The sequence below is a fragment of the Streptomyces mayteni genome (assembly GCF_054783955.1).
In genome coordinates this window covers 1-14,557 of record NZ_BAAGPR010000045.1, presented here as the reverse complement: position 1 = coordinate 14,557, position 14,557 = coordinate 1, and the positions used below count along the sequence as shown (strand labels likewise).

Below are 14,557 nucleotides of genomic sequence, written 5' to 3'. Positions count from 1 at the left end.
TTGGCCGCGCGGAGCCGCGAAGGGCCCCGCGCGGACACCACGTTAGGTCGTTCGTTCAGTCGTTCGGCACCGTGTCGTAGCGCGGCGTGCCCTCGTCCATCATCTTCAGGGCCTGCTTGCGCTCGCGCTTGGAGAGCCGGTCGATGTAGAGCCGGCCGTACAGGTGGTCCGTCTCGTGCTGGAGGCAGCGCGCGAAGTAGCCGGTGCCGCGCACCGCGATCGGGTTGCCCGCCGCGTCGTGGCCGCGCACCACCGCGACATCGGGGCGCGCCAGCTCGGCGTACGCCGTCGGCACGGACAGGCAGCCCTCGTTGTTGTCGTCCAACACCCGCTCCTCGGCGGGCAGTTCGTCGAGGACCGGGTTGCAGACCACGCCCACGTGCCGCACCCCGTCGTCGTCGGCGCAGTCGTAGACGAAGACCTTCAGGTCGACGCCGATCTGGTTGGCCGCGAGGCCGACGCCCTCGGCCGCCCGCTGGCTGGCGAACATGTCGTCGACCAGCGCGGCGAGCTCGTCGCCGAACTCGGTGACGTCCCTCACCTCGCGGTGCAGCAGCGGGTGCCCGAAGACGGTGATCGGCCGGACCGTGCCCCGCTCGCGGTGCGCGGTCTCCCGCTCCTCACAGTCCTCGGTGTCGACGATGAACTCGTCGTTGGTCCGCTCATCGGTGTCTTGCTGCGCCATGGTGTCCGCCGTATGCCTTTCGGTCGCCTCGCGGTAACCCGTACAGCTTACGGCGCCCGCGCGGCCCGCCCGGCCGATCGCTCAGCAGACCTCTTCCAGGTCCCGCCAGTCCCTGGTGTCCTGGCTGTCGGCCACCCAGCCGTCCAGCAGGCCGCGCACCAGCGGCCCTGGCGCCGCGAGCCCGCACTCGCGCTCCGGCGACCAGAGCCCCCCGGCGCCGGTGTGGCCGAGCGGCCCTGGCCGGCCTGGCACGCTGTGGTCGTGCGGGTCGTGCTGGGCCAGGCCGTCGCCCTGCTCGCTCGGCATCCGGCTCTCCGAACAGGCCCGGCACAGCAGCCGGACCGAGGACGACCAGTCCTCGGCGGCGAAGCCGGCGTCCGCCGCCAGCCGCTCCAGCGCGTCCCGGTCGGCCTCGGTGGCCGCCTCGATCAGCACCACCCACGTCGGCACGGCGGACGGCGCCCACAGCTCGATCTCGTCGAAGACCGGGTAGACCGAGGTGACGCCGCCGGCCGTCATCGTGCGTTCGCCGCGCGGCACGCCGTCGTGCAGGACCACCTCGCCCCAGCGGCGCCCCGAGGACGGCAGCGGGATGTTCTGCACCTCGATCCTGGCCGGGTCGAGCCGCCGGCCCCAGACCACCTCGGCCTCGCCCTCAGGCGAGAGCCGCACCGCGGCCCCGCCGAGATCCATGCCGAGCGGCTCACCGCCGCCCGAGCCCGCGTCCGGCACCGGCAGCCCGTACGCCTGCCAGGCGCGGCGGGCCAGCGGCCAGTCCTGGAGCGCGGTGGCGGCGATGCCCACGTTCCACCAGTCGGGGGCGCCGGTGTCCCGTTCGAGCAGCGCCACGGCCCGCAGGCCGGCGGCCCGCGCCTGCTCCCAGTCGTGCCGGAACTTGTGCAGCAGGGCCAGGTTGAACCAGGACTCCGACAGCCAGGGCTCCAGATCGGCGGCACGGGTGAGCAGCGCGCCCGCGTCCTCGTAGCGGCCGTCGTCGATGAGGGTGAACGCCCGGTCGGTGGCGAGCCGCCAGTCCGTGGACGGCCGCTGCCTGACCCTGCCGAAGATCCTCACATGTCCCGCCTGATTCCCGCTTCACAGCGTGTACTTCACATCTTCCTGTCCTGACCCGAGGGCATCCAACCATGGGCGGGTTGGGCAGGACAGGTGCCTGCTCACAGCATGGGGCAGCGGGCGGTGACGCGCGAGACGGCGAAGTGGTGGGGGTGGGGGCGCGGAAGGCGCGGGCGGCCGGAGCGGCCGCCGGGCGCGAGATTCAGGCGCGCGGAACGATCCGCGCGCCGGTGGGGCCGGCTCTCCCCACTGACTCCGATCGGGTGAACGCGGGCCTGGTCAGCCGGCGGTCTGGTCGGCGGCGCCGGCCGCCTGGTCAGGAGCGCCGGCCGCCTGGTCGGGGGCGCCCGACGCGTCGGCCGCCCCCTCGTTCCTGATCAGATCGATCCGGCCGAGCACCTTGGCCCGCAGATCGGTCGGCACGTCGTCCTGCCCGCAGCAGCGCTTGACCAGCTTCTTCACGGACTCCTCGAGGCCGTACTTCTCCAGGCAAGGCGAGCACTCGTCCATGTGCTCCTGGATCTTGGCGCAGTCGCCGTCCGGCATCTCACGGTCGAGATACTCGTAGATGCGGTCCAGGACCTCGGAGCAGTCCGTGGGGTGCGACCGTTCGCCACTCATGATCCAGCGCCTTCCTGAGCCCCTGCTGGGACGAGACCGCGCTCCCGCGCGTAGTCCTCGAGCATGTCGCGCAGCTGACGACGGCCGCGGTGCAGTCGGGACATCACCGTGCCGATGGGGGTACCCATGATGTCGGCGATCTCCTTGTAGGCAAACCCCTCGACGTCGGCGAGGTACACCGCGATGCGGAACTCCTCGGGGATCGCCTGCAGGGCCTGCTTGACGTCCGAGTCGGGCAGGTGGTCGAGCGCCTGCGACTCGGCGGAGCGCAGCCCCGTCGACATGTGCGACTCGGCCCGCGCGAGCTGCCAGTCCTCGATGTCCTCGGCGGCGCTGCGCTGCGGCTCGCGCTGCTTCTTGCGGTACGAGTTGATGAAGGTGTTGGTGAGGATGCGGTACATCCACGCCTTGAGGTTGGTGCCCTGCCGGAACTGGTGGAACGAGCCGTACGCCTTGGCATAGGTCTCCTGGACCAGATCCTCGGCGTCGGCCGGGTTGCGTGTCATCCGCAGCGCGGCCGAGTACATCTGGTCGAGGTAGCCCAGGGCGTCCCGCTCGAACCGGGCGTTACGCTCGGTGTCGGTCTCCTCGTGCGTGCCGTCCTCCGTGCCCGTGACCGGACCCACCTCCTCCGCGAAAGCCATGAGCCCGGGTACGGGCTCACCCGCTTCGGAGGATAGACGACCGGGGGTGGGGCGCGCCGGTCGGGACGATCGCTCGGCGGCCAGCCGGAGCGTCGCCCAGTCGACCTCGGCGGCCCGCTGGACGAGCACACTCTCGGTGCGTGGCGGGCAGGCGATGGAACCCATGGAGGCGGTCTCCCTCTCCCTCGGTGGCGTCATGACGCCTCCCTCAACGCCACGGGTCCCCGCCGCATTCCGCGCCGCATTCCCGGCGCCCAAAGCGCTGGCCGGCGAGACCGCGGGCGCCCTACGTTGGTGCGCATGACTCCTCTGCCGACTCCCGTGCACGACGTGCACATCTGCGTGCGGTACCTCGGCGCGTGTGGTGGCCCCTTCGCGCACCTGATCATGGACTTCGAGCCGCCCCGGGCGGACGACGTACTGGAGCTGGTCAGCGCCGTACCGGAGGAGCGACTGCCCGGGGAATTCCTCCCCCCACTGCGTGCGGGCCTGCTGGACGGGCTCGGCGAGGTGACGGCCGCCGCGCTGATCAAGGACAGCGCGTTCCATGAGACGGACTCCTCCGAGCGCGGCTACCGAATCGCCGGGATCCAGGCGGGCCGGGCCGCGCGCATCGCTGCGGGCCTGCTGCCACCGGAGGAGGCCGGGAATCTGCGCTTTGCAACCTGGCCAGGCCAGCCGTCGTTCGAGGAGAAACGGCACCGGCGCCGTGGCCTGCCCGCGTGAAACGTGACGCGGCGCCGGCCGCTCAGAAGAGCGTCTCCTCCTCCGGCGCCGGGAGTTCGCGCAGCAGGTCCGGGCCGTTGTTGCGGACGTTGCTGACCTCGGTGGGCACCGGGTAGGCGCGGAACCGGCCGGTCGGCAGGTCCTCGAGCAGCGGGCGTATCGCCTCCGGGTCGGTGCGCGACGGGTCGAGCCAGGCGTCCCAGCGCTCCTGCGGCAGCGCGACCGGCATCCGGGGGTGGATGTCGACCAGCGCCCTAGGCGCCGCGATCCCCGCGGCGGCCCCCGCCGGCTGGGGCAGCGCGACGGTCTCGGCCTCGGTGGTCAGCACCGTGCAGGTGGCCCACCAGGCGCGGGGGTGGTCCTCGGGCAGCGTCGCGTCCCGCCAGAACTCGTAGAGCCCGGCCAGCGCCATCACCGCCCCGTCGACCGGCGTCACGAAGTACGGCTGCTTGCGGGGGCGCTTCCGCTTCCCCTTCTCCTCCTCCTTGCGCTCCTCGCCACCGGTCACCCACTCGTAGTAACCATCGGCCGGGAGCAGGCAGCGGCGGGCGGCGAAGGGGCGCCGGTACGACGGCTTCTCGTGCGCCGTCTCCATCCGCGCGTTGATCATCTTCGCGGCGCTCTCCGGCGACTTGGACCACGACGGCACGAGCCCCCAGCGCACCACCCGCAGCTGCCGCACCGGCTCGGGCCCCGCGTCCCGCACCGGCCGGTCGAGGACGGCGTAGACCTCCTTGGTCGGCGCGACGTTCCAGTCCGCCGGGAGGGGCGAGGCGGGGTCCCACAGCTTGACGTCGAACTCCCCGACCAGATCCTCCGGCCGCCGACTGGCCGCATACCGTCCGCACATGCGACCCCAGGGTAGTCGCTGCCCACGATCAGGAACCATCCGCCGCCGCCTGAGCACGAACCCACTCCTCGGCCGCGACCGGGTCGAATCGGTTCAGATGATCGATCGCCATCGCGGCCGCCGTGCTGATCTCGCCGTCCAGCTCGCCGCCGAGCGTGCCTGGCGGCACCTCGCCCCGAAACGACGCATCGTGGATGGCCATGCCGAGTAGTTGCTGGGCCAGCCACAACCACGTCCGCTCCTTCAGGGCGAACGTCAGGTGCAGGCTGGCCTCTGCGCCCACCGAGAACGGGTTGTGCAGCCACCCTCTGGGAAGCAGCAGCGTGTCTCCAGGAACCAACTCGAACTCGGCGTCCGGCGGAGAATCCTCCAGGCGCTTCTGCAACTCCGGGCTCCAAAGATCCGGCGACGACAGATACTCCCCCGTGGGGCACTCCACGACGGGCCGCCAGAGCTGCCAGCGTTTGCGGCCAGCGAGTTGCGTGACGATTCCGGTGAACTGGTCCCAGTGGTGTGCCAGCCCTCGCCCCCCGGGCGGGCTGATGATCGCGCTGACATGGTTCGGATAACCCGTTTCATCCCTGATCCGCACGGACATCTCCGCCAGGTAGGGCTCGCGCCGTTGGATCTCGCGCAGGCTGACCGTGAATCCTTCGGCGAGCAGGGCGCGGAGTTTCCCGGGCCGCAGCACCCCGTCCCGCGAGTATCGCCCCGGGTGAACGGCCTGCCCATCCTTGACCACGGCAACGTGCTGCGGCGCCAACAGGCCATGGTCGATATAGGTGTCCAGGAGGGCCATGGTGACCGCGCGTTCGAGAAGCGTGTTCGGCCTGCGGGTCAGCCGGGGTTCGGCGGGCCATGAACCCACCAGTTCTTCGGAGCCGTTGCGCACCAGGAGATCAAGCGACATCGTTCACTCCTCCATGGTGCGCAGGGGAAGCGGGCACGCGATCCTCGGGTGGTGACGGTTGGGGCACGACACCACGGAGCTGGCCGTGAGGGATCCGGTCGTGGTCCAGTACACCCAGGCCACGTCATTCCCCCTGGTCAGCGCATCGATCGCATGGGCGGCCTTGACGGCCAGGCCGAAGCAAGTGGGATGGCCGTCCTCACGAACGGCCGGTGGGTTGACCCCGTACCGCCCGCTCAGCCACTCGACAGCGCCGGATGCCGTGGGCCAGGTGCGGTGGGCGGCGGTCTGTCGCCGGCGGAGCAGCCAGTGTCCGGTCATCATGGGGGGCACCGTCGCGTCGAGGAACTGGCGAGTCTGTTCATCGTCGGCGGATGGGCCAGGGCGGCGCAGTCTCTCGTCGCCGTACTCCCTGCCGCTGCCGAGCCAGGGGCCGTACCCGTGCCAGTGGCCCAGCCAACGTTCGCCGGTCATGTTCCGGTTCAGAGCGTCAGCCCCCTCCGCCGGGCCCAGCCGAGGGCGAAGGCGTCAAGTTCCTGGACGGTGGCCCGAACCTCGTGGCGGGACCCCTCCCGCTTCGTGTCGCGCAGCACGTAGCCGTCAGCCGCACCGGGGATCTCGGCGACGGCGAGACACGTCTCGTGCTCCCCGCCGAGGTTGCCGCCGCAGAAGGCGACGAACTCAGGCTCTTGGAGGGGCAGTTCGTAGAGGTTCGACGGCTTGTCTCGATTCATACGAGCGACGGTAGAAGCGCGCCGAATCCGGCCTCAACGAAGTTCTATGAAGTTGCGCCGACGTCACCCGAGAGCGTCAATCGCCGCCGTGACCAGGGACCGGGCTCTGGGACCGTACACAGCCATCCGGTGCAGCTCGGAGAATGCCTTGACGTACAGCCCGATCTCGACCGGCGAGGCGATGTTGATCTCGGCGGACAACGTCTCGACCTGGACGCGCTCGTCGTCGAAGATCATGAAGGTCTCGACGGGCCACAGCGTGCGCGGCGCACTGAACGGAATCACGCCGAACGCCACGGCCGGCAGCGACATGACCTCCAGCAGGTAACCGAGTTGACCGGCCACCACTGCCGGGCTGCCGATCCGATAACGCAACACCGGCTCCTCGACGAGAAGGACGAAGCGATGCCGCCCCTCGAAGATGACCCGCGAACGCGCCAACCGCGCCGACGCCGCCTCGGACGCGTCGTTCGGAGTCCCCTGGAACTCACTGATGGTGCCGAGCAGTGCCTCGGCATACCCGTGTGTCTGGAGAAGCCCTGGCACGACATTGGAGCAGTAGACGCGAAAGAGCTCGGTCCGGTCGTAGAGCGGGACGTCTGTCTCCTGGCGCCGCCGAATCCCGGTGCGGTGAATTCGCTTCCATTCGACGTACATCTCATCCGCCGTGCGGGACGCGGCAACGAGCTCGGGAACCTGTTCGTCGGCGCCGCACGCTCGGCACCAGGCGCGGATGTCCGAGTCCGAGGGAAGCGTCCGCCCGTTCTCTATGCGGGAGACCTTCGACTTGTGCCAACCGCACCGGGCAGCGACCTCGACCGCTTTGAGCCCCGCCGTCTTCCGAAGATCGACAAGCCGCGACGCGAGTCGTTCACGTGCGGCCTGGGCTGCGGACGAGGGTGAAGCGGTCATTGACTGGCTATCCCGGTGCGTGCTGTGTCAGACGGTGAACTCCGCGTGCGGAACAGCCCGCTCCCACACCACGTCGAAAGCATCGGCGCAGAGCTTGATCACCGATGTGTCCTCGGACATCTCGGGTTCGAGGGCCACCCCATCACCAGAGAAGATGTTGAAGCGCACGATCGTATCGTCGATCAGCCAGAAGTCGTTCCCGGGAAGCGCCAGATCCGACGCAAGCCGCCTCGGCAGCCAGCGCACCTGTTCTCCGGCTCGCAGATTCACCTCGGTGATGGCATGCTCGAAGCGGATGTACTCGGTGACCGGTTCGGACACGACCCGCGCTCGCCGCACCTGGACACCGCGCGCCACAGTCCGCTCGATGAGCGGCACCCAAGGTCGCCAGAACTCCGAGTCGTAGGCGGGCACGACGTCATTGGCCCGCCAGGCGGACACCACCTGCCGCTCCTCGTCGACGCCATAGTGGTCACGCAGCTCCAGGTGCGCGGCCATGTGCACCGCCGAGTCGAGCAGTTCATCGAACCCAGGCACGTTCCGCGGCATCGCATGCCTCCCTGATGAGCGGCACCATCCGGGCCGGAAGTCGGACGATGGCCTCGGTATCGGGCCTGGGACTGTCCGTCAGACACTCGGCCTCGGTCGCGGCGTCTGCCAGCCAGCCCTGGAACAAGAGCTCCGGCTCAGCCTTCCTGACCGTGTCCACCCAGACCGCCGGACAGTTCCCTCCGCCGGTCTCCGGATCAATCCCGATGAAGAGCAGTGCCATCACTGCCTCCCCTGTGATGTGGTTGCGCATGGTTGCAACACTGATGTCTTCTCTATGTACTCGCTCCACGCCGCAGACGGCGCGTGATCCGGCCATGTTCAGAGGGCCGGGCCACGGCCCGGGATCTCGCTCGGGGCGATCAGCCGGACGAGGCTTGGTTCCGCCTGCCATCGGCACTCCTCGGCGTCGGGCAACCGCAGCCACACATACTGCGTCACGCACTCGGCGACGACGGCGACCATCCGGGTGTCCTCGTCGAAGACCAGGGTCCCCTCGGCGGGCATCGCCGCCGGTGCGCGACGCAGCAGTTCGGCCAGGCGACGGGCCGAGGCCAGCGAGCAGCTGCCCAGGTGGATCGATCCGTCCGGCTCTCCGCCACCGCCCTTCGCGAGCTCGGGCAGTCCGATGCGGGCGTTAGCCAGCAGGCGCCCAAGCTCCGCCCGCACGTCGTCCGCCGTCCTCTCGTTCACGTGAGTCCTCCCCTACGCAGAGGTTGTCGGCCTCAAGCGTGGCGTGATCCTGATTCGAATCGCAAGTATTCCTTTTAGATTCGAGCGAACCAGCGAACACCTGAACACCCGTTGTTGAACACGGGATTTCGCGACCATGATGAACCCCATGGCCAAGACCCAGATGCCCACCATGCGCAGCCGTCGACTCGGGAACGAACTCCGACGGCTACGCGAAGCCGCCGGGCTGACCATGGGAGACGCGGCCCGCGAGCTACAGAGCGGCCAGCCCAAGATCAGCAAGATCGAGGCCGGTCAGCAGGGCGTCCGCCCGCTCGACCTCGACCACCTGATGACGCTGTACGGCGTCGACGAGGCGAAGGACCGCCAGAACCTCAGACGCCTCGCGGCGCAACTGCGCCAGCGGGACTGGTGGACATCGCAGGGCCCGCTGCTCCACAACGACCTGAGGGACTACCTGACGCTGGAGGCGGACAGCTCGCTGATCCGCACCTACGAGAATCAACTCGTGCCCGGGCTGCTACAGACCGAGGAGTACATGGACGAGATCTTCCGCCATCAGCGCACCGAGTCGGACGCCAAGGTGATGCGGGAGACCCGCCGCAAGCGTCAGGAGCTGCTGGAGAGCCGTCAGGTCCGGCTCCGTGCGGTACTGGACGTCACGGCGTTGCACTCCATGGTTGGTTCGGCACGGACGATGGCGGACCAGCTTGACCATCTGCTCGGGCTGAGCCGGCGCCGCAACGTGAACATCCAAGTGCTTCCACTCCGACGCAGCCTCCCTCCGGACCAGTACACGCCGTATTCGATCCTCAGCATGAGAGGCGCACCGCAGGCTGACTATGTCTGGCTCGAGCACCTGTCCGCGAGTACGTTGTTGGAGCAGGAGCATCACGTGCGCCGGTACTCGCGCGCGTGGGACGATCACACCGCTGCGGCAATGTCGCCCGCGGACTCCAGGACGCACATCGAAGCGCTCATGGAGGAATACCACAGGCAGGCATAGGGGCGAGGATGACAGCACAGCGCGAACTGGCCGGCGCGCGGTGGCACGTCAGCAGTTACAGCAACAGCGGCAACAACTGCCTGGAGCATGGCAGGTTGGCCGACGGGACCCAGGCGGTCCGGGATACCAAGGATCGTGACCGGGCAGCCCTGGTCCTCACGCCCGGCGCCTGGCGGGGGTTCGTCGGCGCGGCCCGGGTGGGGTCGTTCGGCCGGGGGGTTTGAGTCGCATGCCGTACCGCGTCGGTGAGACGGCCTTGTTGGTCGTGGTGAAGGAAGCCGAGCCGCTGGTCGGCGAGTGGCGGCGGCGGTTTGACCGTTCGGCTGGGGCCGGGGTTCCGGCGCATGTGACGGTGCTCGTGCCGTTCCTCGGCGTGGATCGGATCGATGCCGGCGTGCTCGGGGAGTTGGAGGCGCTGTTCGGCGCGCACCGGCCGTTCAGCGTCCGGTTCGAGGAGTGCCGGCGATTCCCGGAGATCCTGTACCTCGTGCCGGGGCCCGACCAGCCCTTTCGGGCGCTGACCGAGGCCGTCGTGGCGCGGTGGGCCGAAGTGCCCCCGTATGATGGGCTGTTCGAGGACGTCACCCCGCACCTGACCGTCGCCCAGCGCCAGTCGGGGGTGGTGTTCGACGAGGTGGAGGCCACACTGACCGCGCGACTGCCGTTGATCGCCGACGTCGAGGCCGTGAGCCTGTGGGTGAGCGACGGCGACCGTTGGCACCAGCGGGCCGAGTTCCCGCTGAGCGGACCTCCGCTACAGTGACGAGCGGGCCGTGACTGGCGCTGAGGTGGAGCACCACCGGGGAGCGGCTCCGAGGAGTCGCATGCCGTGCGCCTGGGCGTTGTCGTCGCGATGCTCGGGAGGTCGTCATGCCCCACGTTCATACCGCAGGTCTCATGGACGGGACCGGTTTGGCCAGGCGCGTTCTGGCGGAAACCGCCAACAGGGCCGTGGAGTTCGCCAGGCGTACGGGCGTCGAGCCCTGTCTGGCCACGGTGTTGGTGGGCGATGATCCCGCCTCCGTGACCTATGTCCGGATGAAGCAGGCCAGGTGTGCCAAGGTCGGCATCCGGTCGCGGCACACGCGGCTGCCGGCCACGACCACCACGGCGGAGCTCGTCGAGGCGATCGGCGACCTGTCGCGAGATCCCGAGGTGCACGGCATCCTGCTGCAACATCCCGTCGGTCCTGGCATCGACGAGCGGGCCGCGTTCGAGGCGATCGCGCCCGAGAAGGACGTCGACGGCGTCACGGCGCACTCCTTCGCGGTGATGAGCCTCGGTCTGCCCGGCTTCGTCTCGTGTACCCCGGGCGGCATCATGCGGCTGCTGGACGAGTACGGGGTGGATCTCGCCGGGAAGCGCGCCGTGGTCGTGGGGCGCAGCCCCATTCTGGGACGGCCGGTCGGCATGCTGCTGCTCGCCCGGGATGCCACGGTGACCTACTGTCACTCGCGCACGGAGGACCTTTCCTCGGTGGTCCGGGAGGCCGACGTGCTGGTGGCGGCGGTCGGGCGGGCCAGGTTCATCGGCGGCCAGGACATCAAGCCGGGGGCCGTCGTCGTGGATGCCGGCTACAGCCCGGGGAACGTCGGCGACGTCGACACCGAGGCGGCGATGGGCCGGGCCAGGCTGATCACGCCGGTGCCCGGTGGCGTCGGGCCCATGACGATCGCGGTGCTGCTGGCCCAGACGGTCTCCGCCGCCGCTCGGCAGCACGCGGGGTGAGGGGTGAGGGGCCGGGGCGAGTGCCCCAGCCCCTCTCAGGGGTTGGTCGTCAGCCGTGCCGCCGCATCACAGGGGCGGGTAGGCGTTGGTCATCAACTGCTGGAACTGGGCGGAGAACCAGTGGCCGGAGAGCGGCGCGTTGGGCAGCGCGCCTGACGGGTTGTTGTTGTTGCGGGGGTTGCCCTGGTACGTCGGGTCGCACATCCGGTCGAAGCCCTTGCCCTCGTCGTTCGGGATGGCGGAGCTCGAACCGTCCGACTCGCCCGGCGGCTTGATCCAGACGTAGGCGTCGATCCCGGAGGCCGGAGCCGCCGTGGGTCGGGCGCCGAGACCGGCACCCGACTGGTTGCACCAGTTGCCGGCCTGGATGCGACCGTCGAGCCTGCTGCCCTCGACGAAGGCGTTCACGTCGGTGCGCGGACCGGGCCCGGACGGCCGGTCGGAGCCGCCCCAGCCGTTGCGCGAGGTGTCGATCAGCATGCCGATCCCGGATCGGAACCCGTTGCCGACCAGCTCCTGCCGGAAGCCCTGGGCGAAGGACTGGTTGTCCACGTAGCGGTTCCAGTCCACCCAGTCCGACTGTCGGACCGACGTCCCGTTGACCGAGTCGTTGATCGTGTAGTACGGCTCGGTGGTCGGGCCGTAGTTGGCCGTGTTGACGATGAAGCCGTGCACGTCGTCGACCGTGGCCTGACCGTGGGTGGCGGTCTGGTAGAAGAGGTCGGCCGAGGCGCCGAAGTTGTCGTCCCAGCCGATCCAGCCGTAGTGGCCGGCGTCGATGTAGTTGTAGACGTTCGGGATGTTGCCCAGCTCCGAGAGCGCGTAGGAGACGCCCTCGACGTAGTTGCCGTTGGCCTTCATCGTGTCGCACTGCGGGGTGTAGGTCTCCCGCGGGCTGACGTTGGTGATGAGGTTCGGCAGCGAGTCGATCTCGATCACGGTGACGATCCGCAGGTCGGCGTAGGCCGGGTCGGCGAGGATGTCGGCGATCGGGTCGATGTAGGCGCTCTTGTAGCGGTTGATCTCCGTCGGGCCGAGCTCGCCGTTGGAGGCGAGCGCCGCGCAGTCGCGGCCCGGCAGGTTGTAGATCACGACCTGGAACACGAAGTCGTCGCCGCCGGCCTGGTCGACGGCCTCGTCCAGGTGGTCGCGGAGGCCCATGCCGCCGTTGACGCCGTTGATGGCCGCGATCCGGTCCATCCAGACGCCGGTGGGCTGGTTGGCGATCCGGCTGCCGCCGGGCTCGGCGGCCGCGCGGGCCGACCACTCGGGGTTCACGTACACGTCGGCGCCGACGTACGGGTTGTCCACCCGCGTGCCGGGCGTGCCCGGGTCCCCTGGGCCGGGGCCACCGGGGGTGCCGTTGCAGGCGATGCCGTTGACGGAGTAGCTCGTCGGGGCCGCGTTGGTGCCCGAGTAGCTGAAGTTGGCGGAGGCCGTCACCGAGCTGCCGGCCGCGATGCGGGCGTTCCAGCCCGCGTCCCTGACCGTGACGTTCTGCCCGGACTGCGACCAGGTGCCGTTCCAGCCGGACTGGAGTCGCTGGTTGCCCGAGTAGGCGTAGGCGAGGGTCCAGTTGGTGGTGGCGGTGTCCCCCACGTTGTTGATGGTGACGTTGGCCGTGAAGCCAGAACCCCAGTCATTCGCGGAGTAGTTGACGGAGCAGGCGAAGGCGGCGGCCGACGCCGTCCCCTGCATCAGGCCGCCGGTGCCGAGCGCCGTGGCGGCGAGCACGCCCGCCGTGAACAGGGCGCCGCGTCTGCGACGGGGTGGGGGGTTGGTGCGGCTCATGGAGTTCCTTTCGGTGGTTGCAGGTGTCCGATGCCGCGCGTGTGCCGGGTGTCATAGCGACCGGTATGACGCCCGTCCGCGGCGTCCGGCCCTTGGAAGCGCTCCCACTCTTTGAAGGGAAGGTAGCGGCCAACTCACCGGTTCGCCATAGTTCCGTTCAAGAAATGTGTCGGGCTCATGACCAGAGTCCCCAGCAAAGACAAGGAAGTCACCGCCTCCACACGTCATGGTGTCAAAGGTCTTGACGCGTACTCGTCGCAGTCACATTCTTGGGAGCGCTCCCACTCTTCGTGTTCACAGAGCCTGCCACTCGGCTTCGCTCTCGCCACACCGCGACCACCGGCACCAGGCACCTTCCTCACCCCCCGACGAGCCGCAAGGAGGGACCGCTGTCATGCGGGTTCGCAGACGAGCACCAGCGGGGGCGTCGCCCCCATCCGAGGTCCGACGCCGGCGTGCCGCCAGGCGCGGGCGCCTGGCGGCACTGGTCGCGCTGGCGCTGCCGCTGGCCTTGACGGCCGGCCTCGGCAACAGCGGCGACGTCCAGGCCGCGGCCGCCACCTGTAGCGTCGACTACTCGGCCAACGACTGGGGTTCGGGCTTCACGGCCAACGTCACCATCCACAACGAGACGACAGCGGCGATGAACGGCTGGACGCTGTCGTACGAGTACTCCGGCAACCAGCGACTCCAGCAGGGCTGGAACGGCCGCTGGTCGCAGTCGGGCCAGACGGTGACGGTGACCAACGAGAGCTTCAACGGCACCATCCCGGCCGGCGGTTCGACCTCGGCCGGCGCCAACTTCAGCTACTCGGGCAGCAACACCGCGCCGACCACCTTCCGGCTGAACGGCACGGTGTGCGGCGAGGACCCGGTCGGGCAGGCCGCGGTCGTCGCCACGCCCGCCTCGCTGGCCATCCAGCCGGGCCAGTCCGCGAGCTTCGGGATCCGGCTGAACACCCAGCCCACCTCCAACGTCACGGTGAGCGTCGCCAGGACCAGCGGCAACACCGGGCTGAGCGTCTCGGGCGCGTCGTCCAGGACGTTCACGCCGGCCAACTGGAGCATCACGCAGAACATCACGATCGCCGCCGCGGCCACCGGCAGCGGCTCCGCGGTGTTCACGGCTTCGGCTCCCGGCCACACCGCGGCCACCGTCACGGCGACCCAACTGGGCCAGGCGGACGGCGAGTACGAGCAGCGGTTCCTCGACCTCTACCGGGAGATCAAGGATCCGGCGAACGGGTACTTCTCGGACGAGGGGATCCCGTACCACTCGGTGGAGACGCTGCTGGTCGAGGCGCCGGACCACGGTCACGAGACCACGTCCGAGGCGTACTCCTACCTGATCTGGCTGGAGGCCCAGTACGGCCGGGTGACCAGCGACTGGGGCCCGTTCAACCAGGCCTGGGGGATCATGGAGGAGTGGATGATCCCCGAGGCGAGTGAGCAGCCGACGAACAGCTTCTACAACGCCTCGTCACCGGCGACGTACGCGCCCGAGTCCACCAACCCGGCCAACTACCCGGCCCGCCTCGACCCGAACATCCCGGTGGGCTCCGACCCGTTGGCGGCGGAGTTGCGGTCGGCGTACGGGACGAGTGACATCTACGGGATGCACTGGATCCAGGACG

General features: G+C 69.5%; 19 protein-coding genes and 1 riboswitch. Of the genes, 6 read left to right on the top strand and 13 right to left on the bottom strand.

All coding sequences use genetic code 11. The features are described 5' to 3' along the window. Window positions 1-55: 55 nt before the first annotated feature. The 4 genes from def to ACYVPE_RS20310 form a co-directional block, all read right to left on the bottom strand. Window positions 56-685: a peptide deformylase gene (gene def, locus ACYVPE_RS20325; RefSeq protein ID WP_461035076.1), complete on the bottom strand. Its 630-nt coding sequence runs from the start codon at window positions 683-685 to the stop codon at window positions 56-58. Between the two features lie 81 nt (window positions 686-766). Next, entirely contained in the window at window positions 767-1,759 is a 993-nt protein-coding gene (locus tag ACYVPE_RS20320) for a tetratricopeptide repeat protein (RefSeq protein ID WP_461035075.1), read from the bottom strand. A gap of 279 nt (window positions 1,760-2,038) precedes the next feature. Continuing rightward, entirely contained in the window at window positions 2,039-2,380 is a 342-nt protein-coding gene (gene rsrA / locus ACYVPE_RS20315; RefSeq protein WP_461035074.1) for a mycothiol system anti-sigma-R factor, read from the bottom strand. After that, entirely contained in the window at window positions 2,377-3,006 is a 630-nt protein-coding gene (locus tag ACYVPE_RS20310; protein WP_461035073.1) for a sigma-70 family RNA polymerase sigma factor, read from the bottom strand. Before ACYVPE_RS20310 ends, rsrA begins: the two co-directional genes overlap by 4 nt. 318 nt (window positions 3,007-3,324) lie before the next feature. Here ACYVPE_RS20310 and ACYVPE_RS20305 point away from each other — a divergent pair, with 318 nt between their 5' ends. Further along, on the top strand, window positions 3,325-3,750 hold the full coding sequence (locus ACYVPE_RS20305) for a hypothetical protein (protein ID WP_461035072.1): 426 nt from the start codon (window positions 3,325-3,327) through the stop codon (window positions 3,748-3,750). Window positions 3,751-3,772: 22 nt separating this feature from the next. Here the strand turns inward: ACYVPE_RS20305 and ACYVPE_RS20300 are convergent, their stop codons facing one another. The 8 genes from ACYVPE_RS20300 to ACYVPE_RS20265 form a co-directional block, all read right to left on the bottom strand. Continuing rightward, the gene (locus ACYVPE_RS20300; RefSeq protein ID WP_461035071.1) at window positions 3,773-4,600 is read right to left on the bottom strand and encodes an SOS response-associated peptidase; all 828 of its coding nucleotides are present in this window, start codon (window positions 4,598-4,600) and stop codon (window positions 3,773-3,775) included. 28 nt (window positions 4,601-4,628) lie between these two features. Beyond that, the gene (locus ACYVPE_RS20295) at window positions 4,629-5,510 is read right to left on the bottom strand and encodes a JmjC domain-containing protein (protein ID WP_461035070.1); all 882 of its coding nucleotides are present in this window, start codon (window positions 5,508-5,510) and stop codon (window positions 4,629-4,631) included. Window positions 5,511-5,513: 3 nt separating this feature from the next. Beyond that, window positions 5,514-5,984: a hypothetical protein gene (locus ACYVPE_RS20290; protein WP_461035069.1), complete on the bottom strand. Its 471-nt coding sequence runs from the start codon at window positions 5,982-5,984 to the stop codon at window positions 5,514-5,516. 8 nt (window positions 5,985-5,992) lie between these two features. Beyond that, a complete protein-coding gene (locus ACYVPE_RS20285; protein WP_461035068.1) occupies window positions 5,993-6,244 on the bottom strand; it encodes a DUF397 domain-containing protein in 252 nt (83 codons plus the stop codon). Window positions 6,245-6,307: 63 nt separating this feature from the next. Further along, entirely contained in the window at window positions 6,308-7,156 is an 849-nt protein-coding gene (locus ACYVPE_RS20280; protein ID WP_461035067.1) for a helix-turn-helix domain-containing protein, read from the bottom strand. 27 nt (window positions 7,157-7,183) lie between these two features. After that, on the bottom strand, window positions 7,184-7,705 hold the full coding sequence (locus ACYVPE_RS20275) for a DUF6879 family protein (RefSeq protein WP_461035066.1): 522 nt from the start codon (window positions 7,703-7,705) through the stop codon (window positions 7,184-7,186). Then, window positions 7,677-7,928, bottom strand: coding sequence for a hypothetical protein (locus ACYVPE_RS20270; RefSeq protein ID WP_461035109.1), 252 nt, complete (start codon window positions 7,926-7,928; stop codon window positions 7,677-7,679). Before ACYVPE_RS20270 ends, ACYVPE_RS20275 begins: the two co-directional genes overlap by 29 nt. Window positions 7,929-8,026: 98 nt before the next feature. Further along, window positions 8,027-8,398, bottom strand: a complete 372-nt coding sequence (locus ACYVPE_RS20265; protein WP_461035065.1) for a hypothetical protein — start codon at window positions 8,396-8,398, stop codon at window positions 8,027-8,029. A 148-nt stretch (window positions 8,399-8,546) separates the two neighbouring features. On the opposite strand from ACYVPE_RS20265, the gene ACYVPE_RS20260 reads away from it, so the two are divergent. The 4 genes from ACYVPE_RS20260 (at window position 8,547) to ACYVPE_RS20245 (ending at window position 11,132) form a co-directional block, all read left to right on the top strand. Continuing rightward, window positions 8,547-9,404, top strand: a complete 858-nt coding sequence (locus ACYVPE_RS20260; protein WP_461035064.1) for a helix-turn-helix domain-containing protein — start codon at window positions 8,547-8,549, stop codon at window positions 9,402-9,404. An 8-nt stretch (window positions 9,405-9,412) separates the two neighbouring features. Further along, on the top strand, window positions 9,413-9,628 hold the full coding sequence (locus ACYVPE_RS20255) for a DUF397 domain-containing protein (RefSeq protein ID WP_461035063.1): 216 nt from the start codon (window positions 9,413-9,415) through the stop codon (window positions 9,626-9,628). Between the two features lie 5 nt (window positions 9,629-9,633). After that, window positions 9,634-10,167, top strand: coding sequence for a 2'-5' RNA ligase family protein (locus ACYVPE_RS20250; RefSeq protein WP_461035062.1), 534 nt, complete (start codon window positions 9,634-9,636; stop codon window positions 10,165-10,167). Further along, a riboswitch (ZMP/ZTP riboswitch) is annotated at window positions 10,168-10,252 on the top strand. Window positions 10,253-10,274: 22 nt separating this feature from the next. Next, entirely contained in the window at window positions 10,275-11,132 is an 858-nt protein-coding gene (locus ACYVPE_RS20245) for a bifunctional 5,10-methylenetetrahydrofolate dehydrogenase/5,10-methenyltetrahydrofolate cyclohydrolase (RefSeq protein WP_461035061.1), read from the top strand. A 66-nt stretch (window positions 11,133-11,198) separates the two neighbouring features. Here the strand turns inward: ACYVPE_RS20245 and ACYVPE_RS20240 are convergent, their stop codons facing one another. Further along, complete coding sequence (locus ACYVPE_RS20240; protein WP_461035060.1) at window positions 11,199-12,923, bottom strand: glycoside hydrolase family 6 protein; 1,725 nt, start codon at window positions 12,921-12,923, stop codon at window positions 11,199-11,201. Between the two features lie 394 nt (window positions 12,924-13,317). On the opposite strand from ACYVPE_RS20240, the gene ACYVPE_RS20235 reads away from it, so the two are divergent. Then, a partial coding sequence (locus tag ACYVPE_RS20235; protein ID WP_461035059.1) for a cellulose-binding domain-containing protein occupies window positions 13,318-14,557 on the top strand: 1,240 nt, incomplete at its 3' end.

Coding starts and splice junctions, on each gene's coding strand:
- ACYVPE_RS20285 (WP_461035068.1), bottom strand. CDS start 6,244: ATGAATCGAGACAAGCCGTCGAACCTCTACGAACTGCCCCTCCAAGAG.
- ACYVPE_RS20250 (WP_461035062.1), top strand. CDS start 9,634: ATGCCGTACCGCGTCGGTGAGACGGCCTTGTTGGTCGTGGTGAAGGAA.
- ACYVPE_RS20260 (WP_461035064.1), top strand. CDS start 8,547: ATGGCCAAGACCCAGATGCCCACCATGCGCAGCCGTCGACTCGGGAAC.
- ACYVPE_RS20280 (WP_461035067.1), bottom strand. CDS start 7,156: ATGACCGCTTCACCCTCGTCCGCAGCCCAGGCCGCACGTGAACGACTC.
- ACYVPE_RS20255 (WP_461035063.1), top strand. CDS start 9,413: ATGACAGCACAGCGCGAACTGGCCGGCGCGCGGTGGCACGTCAGCAGT.
- ACYVPE_RS20270 (WP_461035109.1), bottom strand. CDS start 7,928: ATGGCACTGCTCTTCATCGGGATTGATCCGGAGACCGGCGGAGGGAAC.
- ACYVPE_RS20290 (WP_461035069.1), bottom strand. CDS start 5,984: ATGACCGGCGAACGTTGGCTGGGCCACTGGCACGGGTACGGCCCCTGG.
- ACYVPE_RS20305 (WP_461035072.1), top strand. CDS start 3,325: ATGACTCCTCTGCCGACTCCCGTGCACGACGTGCACATCTGCGTGCGG.
- ACYVPE_RS20295 (WP_461035070.1), bottom strand. CDS start 5,510: ATGTCGCTTGATCTCCTGGTGCGCAACGGCTCCGAAGAACTGGTGGGT.
- ACYVPE_RS20240 (WP_461035060.1), bottom strand. CDS start 12,923: ATGAGCCGCACCAACCCCCCACCCCGTCGCAGACGCGGCGCCCTGTTC.
- ACYVPE_RS20275 (WP_461035066.1), bottom strand. CDS start 7,705: ATGCCGCGGAACGTGCCTGGGTTCGATGAACTGCTCGACTCGGCGGTG.
- rsrA (WP_461035074.1), bottom strand. CDS start 2,380: ATGAGTGGCGAACGGTCGCACCCCACGGACTGCTCCGAGGTCCTGGAC.
- ACYVPE_RS20245 (WP_461035061.1), top strand. CDS start 10,275: ATGCCCCACGTTCATACCGCAGGTCTCATGGACGGGACCGGTTTGGCC.
- ACYVPE_RS20300 (WP_461035071.1), bottom strand. CDS start 4,600: ATGTGCGGACGGTATGCGGCCAGTCGGCGGCCGGAGGATCTGGTCGGG.
- def (WP_461035076.1), bottom strand. CDS start 685: ATGGCGCAGCAAGACACCGATGAGCGGACCAACGACGAGTTCATCGTC.